General features: G+C 41.7%; 3 protein-coding genes and 1 pseudogene. 1 reads left to right on the top strand and 3 read right to left on the bottom strand.

What is annotated here, in order from left to right; genetic code table 11:
* The first annotated feature begins 749 nt into the window (after nucleotides 1-749).
* Complete coding sequence (locus ATHL_RS00020; RefSeq protein WP_162787514.1) at nucleotides 750-1931, top strand: DUF1176 domain-containing protein; 1182 nt, start codon at nucleotides 750-752, stop codon at nucleotides 1929-1931.
* A 792-nt stretch (nucleotides 1932-2723) separates the two neighbouring features.
* Here the strand turns inward: ATHL_RS00020 and ATHL_RS00025 are convergent.
* The 3 genes and pseudogenes from ATHL_RS00025 to ATHL_RS00040 form a co-directional block, all read right to left on the bottom strand.
* Entirely contained in the window at nucleotides 2724-5969 is a 3246-nt protein-coding gene (locus tag ATHL_RS00025) for an Ig-like domain-containing protein (protein WP_084001035.1), read from the bottom strand.
* 741 nt (nucleotides 5970-6710) lie between these two features.
* Entirely contained in the window at nucleotides 6711-6962 is a 252-nt protein-coding gene (locus ATHL_RS00035) for a hypothetical protein (protein WP_062188692.1), read from the bottom strand.
* Nucleotides 6959-7284, bottom strand: a pseudogene (locus ATHL_RS00040) (tyrosine-type recombinase/integrase). The gene ATHL_RS00035 and the pseudogene ATHL_RS00040 overlap by 4 nt, the downstream one beginning before the upstream one ends.
* Between the last annotated feature and the right edge of the window lie 34 nt (nucleotides 7285-7318).

The raw sequence follows: 7318 nt of genomic DNA on the forward strand, positions 1-7318 counted from the left end.
CGGACATTTACCAGTCCGGCGGGTAGCCTGCCTGTCGCAATCGTGGATGACCGGGTAGGTCATCTCTACGTTTTATTGTAGTCAGATTTTCATTTTTTGCAAGTGCCTTTCAGGTTTGAGACAGGGCTGTCTAAAAGCAGGTAATGAGGTTTAAGGCTTCGACAGGGTAAGTAGTGAAGTAATGTCTAGCGCGAAAAAGGTAACGAAACTTCAGCTTGTACAAGCACCAGATGGTTGATCAAAGCCATTGCTTGTCCCATTCTTTCTTTTCAGTTATTCGACCAACATCTCTGTGCAATGATTTGTTCATTGAGCAGTCCCGGTGGAATGATTTCATCCGCAAATCTTTGCCAGTACGATCATCAGTAACGTCAGTGTCAGGGGATACTACACCCCCTTGGGTTTTATTGTCTCCTGTAGGCTTTGGAAATGAGCATGCAGGTTCCCAACATCAAATATTTGTTTCTTGTTTCTACGGCACACTTCGGGACTCCCTCGGTATGGTGTTTGATCCGCTCAAAGCAGAACCGAAGGAAGTCTTTTTTTCATCTAAATACCTGCTTTAAGAAAGCCATATTCTCCCAATGAATTATTAGCACAATATGGTCACTCATGATAATATAAAAAATCTAACAATGAAATGAAATGCAATAAATGTTAATCAATCGGAAACAAATTTCAAGTTTTTTGAAGAATCCATAAATGGAGAAACCCATTTTGGTGAAATCTTCACATAATATGTTATTGTTGTGGGACTTAGGATAAAAATTGTCCCCCTAGTAAAAACTTTATTAGAAAAAGCATTCCGTTTCATTGATGTAACCAAAGGGAGGAACAAGTTGATTAAATCCATAACCTCATATTTTTGTCTTCTCGTTATATTATCCGTATTTTTATCAAGCTGTAATGGTTTACCTCCAACTCCAGATCCAATAATTGAAAATCATCAACATCCTGAACCAATTGAACAAATTTCCAAAACAGAAATTGAGGCTATGGCTGAATGTTGGCTTTTAGCCAACAATACTGGTTCTGGTAAGTGGGTAGGGGATGGCCAGTGCACTTCGTTGGCTCGTTTATTAACGAATGCACCTGGTTATGGCGAAGGTAATGGTGGAATCGATTATTTAAAGTTACAAAAGAATAAAGGAGTGATATATCCAAAGTTAGTAGATTATCGAGACAAAGTAAAACCATGTGACAATCTTATCCTGGTCGGGGCAGAATATTTACCCGCAGGACATACTGTGGTTGTTTTCTATCCTGATCTAATAAATGGAATGATGTATTACTTGGATCAAAATTATAATGGCGAACCCGTTAGACTCAGGCCAGTGAAATTCAGTGAAATTGAGAATAATGCCTATGTAATATCTTCGGATTGTAGAAAGCCCATTAATACAACATGCTTTTCAGTTTCAGCCTCACCAAATAGCACTCCTCTTTCAGTGCAATCTTTAGACATTGTTCCGACTCAGGATCTTCCTAAAGATGACAGATCAATTATTGAAACGCAAGGTCCTGTTTTACAAGAGATAATAATTGGGAGTTGGCCAATACTTTATAATTCCAATAATTGGCTGCTACTGAAAAAAAATCTAGGTTACTCGACGGAAAATATTTTAGAAAACAGAAATATACCTGGCTGTATTCTTGAACCCATCGGTGAAGGGCATGGCCTTCCAATGCATTGGGAGAAGGATGAATTTCTTCAAAATTTTGGGGGTGAGGTAGTCAATGTAACTAAATGGACTGATCCAAAAATTAATAAGCCCGCATTAATAATTTATGATTACCCACCCTACAATGGCAATGATATGAGGTATAGATTAAGCGTTTTACTTTACCACGAAATACTAAAAGTTGGTTTGGATATCGAGTCCTGCATTAAGGAAGTTGATAATGTGATAACACAGTCGGTAAATCGCTAGGGAATAATATAACCCAAAAGTCCTCCTTGGATGCTTCGTAATCCATAGAAAGTAACTAAAATACTGGAGAATGGACTCCATAACATGAGCGGGATGCTGGATAACATTGTCTATATAAATTGGAGAGAATTGAAGCAATACACAAATAAACGCAAGGCGCATTCTAAGGCAAACCGACAACGTGAGAAATAGCGGGAGGAGCGTGCTAAACGAGGCAGGTAGTGGCGTAGTTCCGCATGATCCCCTTCCACAGAGTAGGTTTCTCTCTTCCCTTCAGAGACTGCGTATCGTCCGCCATGGTACCATAGCCGGTCATAGGCGTCAAAGGCATCACTGAAGTGTTGTTTGGCTTTTGGCACCTAATCTACCATCTCTTAAATTCGGGCAGCGTAGGCTTGGATCCACAACAACACGGTGTGATGGTGAACCTCCAAATTACAGGCTATCCGTCGCAAGTTCATCCTATCTACATATATCTGTAAGGCTTTGCGACTCATTTTCTCAGGATTAGCCCATGTTATTATATTGAGCATGTATTCCTATCGAAAAAACCCACAGCGATAGCACTGGCTGCCGCTATTGTTTTTTCCAGCCTGATGTTGACGTTTCACTCGGTGACATTTGGGACATTCTATCATGCCCCTGTTTACCCAAACCTTTAGACACCTCAATAATAGAATAGAAAAAATGGTCCAAATAAATACTTGGGCACCTCTTTTCTGTTTATGTGTTTTTGAGTTAAGGTTTATAGACCGCTATTAATTTCTTAACGAGTCTCAATTAGGAGTGCCATTATGGACGCCAGCGTCCTTGACCGGCATACGAAGTATTATCCGTTATTCTTGTCTGTTGGCTACCATCGGCATTCATCCAATAAACCTGCGTTTTGCCATCTCTGTTTGCTTCAAAAAGAATTTTCTTTCCATCGGGTGACCAATCTGGAGCCCATTCGTCTGTTGTGTACGTCGTTAACCTCGTAAGAGATGAACCATCAAGGTTGACTGTGTAGACATCATAATTGTTGTACCTCCAGGAAACAAAAACAATTTTCTTCCCATCTGGCGACATTTTTGGAAATGCATTCCAATAAGAATCATTCAGAATTTGCTGCTTGTTTGACCCATCAGCATTCATTATCCATATTTGGTCATAACCCACATAACAGTAATAGAGTATTTTTTTACTATCGGGTGACCAACCTGATGACCAGCAACCATGGGTAAAGCTATCTGTTTTACCAGAAGTGGTGGTTAACCGATTCACATTGCTACCATCTGAATTCATCACAAAGACCTCTGCCCGTACTCCATTTCCATCGTAGTCTGCATAACGGGTAAACGCAATTTTAGTTCCGTCAGGAGACCATTCAGGAACTCCATCATCATATGTATCAGCAAGGAGCCGCGTCTGTTGGCTACCATTGGCTAACATGGTATAAATTTGTTCTTTGCCAGTCCGTTTTGATGAGAATACAATCTTGCTTCCATCTGGCGAATAGTTCGGATAAACATCTTCCGAACTATTATTTGTAAGTCTGGATAAGCCTGTCCCATCAGTGTTGATTAAGTAGATCTCGCTGTTTCCATTAGCTCTTGAGACGAATACAATCTGCTCTTGATTAACAGCCGAAGCACTACCATTTGTGATCACTGGGAGGTATATGTACTTTTGGGGATTTCCTAAAGTAATCGCATATACACCTGCACTGCCCATGTTGCCTGCAACATCATAAACGGACACATAAATATCAACCACTTTTCCATCAGGAAGGGAAGCAGCATTCCAATTCAGTCCCCAACCATCAGAGCCATTTGTATCTGTTCCAATTTCATGCCAATAACCATTTGTTCCGTCATCGTAACCAGCAAAAAACCTAACCCTTGCAATGCCAGAGCCATTATCTGAGGCAGTAGTGATGATACTAATCTGTTTATCTGCATCAATAGTTCCACCTGAAGGGGATGATATGGAAATACTCGGGGCAGTTTTATCTAAATTGATTGTTACTTCCCCACCTGCACCACTCCTTGACTTGCCTGTTTTGTCGTAAAGATCTATGGCAAGTTTTATTTGTTGCCCATCCAAAGATGACCAATCCCAATCAGATAACTGATAAGGTGGGGTATTAGAGGTCCCAATATTTCGCCATTGACAGCCACCAACACAATGGTATACCCGATAATTGACATGATCTACACCACTTTTATCATCCGACACATCAGACCAAATGGTAAGTGGGTTTTGGGTTACATACGTGTTGTTTGAGGGAGATGTGATTCGACCATCTGGTGCATCAAGTTCTGGACGAGGGTACTCTTCGCCCCATAAATAAAGCTTTATATAGGCATTACCAGTATTTTCGTAGTAATTTACTTCCACAGGATGATAACCAGGCGAAAGCCAATGGTCTGTCTCTAAACATCCACCTCTATCCCACCACTCGTTAATCTTCATCTGGTTATCAACGATTAACTTCACGCCATCATCACTGCATACACGGAAGAAGTAGTGGCCACCATTGAAATGAACATCGCTATAAATTTTGAACGAGAAGCCGTCAGAGGGGAAACCCGAGTAAGGAGCACCTGTTCCCCAATCCTTTTCAAAACCTTCAAAAGGATATGTGATATTTGAAACTCCGCCTGGCCAGTACTCACTCTTATTTACATAGCCAGCCATATATTTATTCATCCATGCTTCGGCATGCCATTGACCGGGGGATGGAAGTCCATTTTCGGTACAATCATAATTGAATGTAATGTGTGGATTGGGATTGTGCTGGCTATAAACGTATAAATTACCAGCATTATCCAAAACCTGCATTCCAAGTTCAACATCAGTATTTTTAGGTACTCCATAATTGCATAAATTCCAGTTGATCGAATAAGGTGATGAACTGATGGACCCGATTCCGTACCAAATACCTCCCCATTTGGCGCTAAAATCAACTTGGCGCACTCCGCTTCCGCCAGTATTATCAGATGCATTTACAGAAATATTTACACTATTCGAATTTACAGTTGAACCATTAGAAGGAGCAGTAAAGTATCCGGTAGGTGGTACTGTATCATCAGGGCCTGGTTCGCAACCTGTATATTCGTTAGGAGCAGCATTGGAAGTGTCCAAATAGGTATTCGCTAGTAATTCATTAGTTCCAGAAGTGGGCGGAATACAGGCTAGCAATTGACTTGATTCCAATAAACTATTGGGGGTTATGGATGCAAATAATGTATTTGTGTAATTACTCTCTGTGTTGTATGGAAATCCATATTCAACCACAGCGCTTAATATACCTTTGTTAGTCGTAATCTGTTTATTTATTGTGCCGACGCCTGTATGTACAGCAGAACCATAATATGCAACAGCTTGGCCACTGGAATTCATTTCCGAGTAAAACCGCCAACCATCAATTTCAAGACCATAAACCGAATGTGGAGTTCCTATATCATTAATATTTAAATATGAATCAGCAGGATCATAATTCCTAAATTCAAGGTGATAATGTGGTGGACAGGGGGGAGACCAGGTCCGACAACCCGTATCTCCAAAATTTCCTAAATAAGTCCCTTGTCTCACCCTGATTGGTGTGCTACTAATTTTGTTATTCCATAAATTAAACAAGTAACTAGAATAGCTTGATAAATGCCAATACATCGAAACGATACCATTATCATGTTTTATTGCAACCCATAAACCGCCATCTGAATCTATCTGGCTTAAAGGTTTCATAGCAATCACTTCGCCATCAGCAATTGCAACTACAGATTCAAATGGTCCTGAGCCAAAATCTATACCACTCATATCAAACGCACTTCCTGGTGATCCATTCCCTGAACCATTTGCGTGGGGACCACCTGAATAAGAATGTACACCAATGAATGGAAACTTGTAAGTCACTTCGCTCGATGTACTATAAGAAGTATCTTGTCTGGTAATAATTTCTTCAATTGAAGAGAATGTAAAGTTGTTGAATAGGATATTGGAATTAAAAATTGTGGAAAAAATAAAAATTAATAGAACCAGTTTTTTTAGTAACATAATCCTTCCCCCTATTTTTTTTGAGTTTTTCTAGTTTACTTATTGATTTATTATTACATCCTATAGGTTTAAAAACTAATGTTATTTGTCACTTAAAGTTATTGATAGTGTAAAATCTTATTTTTAGATATCAAATATACAAAAAACATGCTACCTTGAAACAGATATTTACGAATAAATAGTCCCCATAACTTGGAAACCCACTTCAATTTTCAGGCAAAGTAAAAATGACAAAACACAGTTTTTGGGCTATAAAGTTATTTTGAGTGATCTAGGAAGCCTACCATCATCTATCATCTTCAGGATCTATTTTATAAATTCAGGTTCTAAATAAATTGTTGAGTTCTATGAACGTATTTATTAGGTATCGTTTACTCTAACATGCCCAAGTTATCCGAAACTCCCTGCCGAGCAAGATTACGCCACCGGAAGGAAAATGGACGCCTCTGGGTAAACTATGCGACCTGATCTTACTCTTATCGCACAATTGCAACGCTATATGGCTTTCTATGTTGATGTGGGCATTCCCTGGACCAATAATCACATGGAACAGAGGATTGGCAGGTTTAAGAGCCGAGCCCAGCGAGCCAAGGGATACAAAACCACCGCCGGGTTATCCGCGGAAACACAGTTGCCTATCGGTTCTGGACATTAGCTCTCCAAAAAAACCCTTCTTCTCTCCCCTGTTTCCACTTTAAATTCTTTTTTTGAAAATTCATCCACCAATTTTGTTACAATGTCTCAGGTTTGTTGGTTCAGCAGGCGCTCAAGGTCTTGCAGGCGCAGAAGTACCAGGTCGTCGGCATGGTGCTTGCCCGCTCCATGCACCGCCTGTGCAAGAGCATCTTTCAGCCACTCCGGTAATGCCTTGCGTTGCTTGACTTCCACCGCCAGACGGTCGGTGATTACGTCCGGCGTTGCTCCGCCGGTCGCTCCAAGACGCCTGCCGTTCAGCCTTTTGGCAATTGCCCTCTCGGTGTGTTTCCAGGTCATACGCCCTCCACCGCATCCTGCATCCGTTCAGCGGTCGGGTGCAGGTAACGCCCGGTGGTCTCAATTCGGGAGTGTCCCAAAATCGCCGCAAGGGTGGCCACGTCCACCCCTCTCTCAACTGCACGGGTGGCAAAGGTGTGGCGCAGGGGTGCGGTGTGGCTTCCACCCCGGCAATGCGCGCATACTCCGCCACCATGCGCTGAACGTCCCGCGCGCTCAACGGGTTTCCGGTGCGCGAGAGAAACAGCCAATCACCTGCGCCGTGCGGTCGTTCGTCCAGCCACGCTTTGAGGGCCTGGCGGGCTTCGGAGTTCAGCGGCACCCGGCGGGTCTTGTTGCCCTTGCCGCCTCTGACC

The organism is Anaerolinea thermolimosa (genome assembly GCF_001050195.2).
Taxonomy (GTDB): domain Bacteria; phylum Chloroflexota; class Anaerolineae; order Anaerolineales; family Anaerolineaceae; genus Anaerolinea; species Anaerolinea thermolimosa.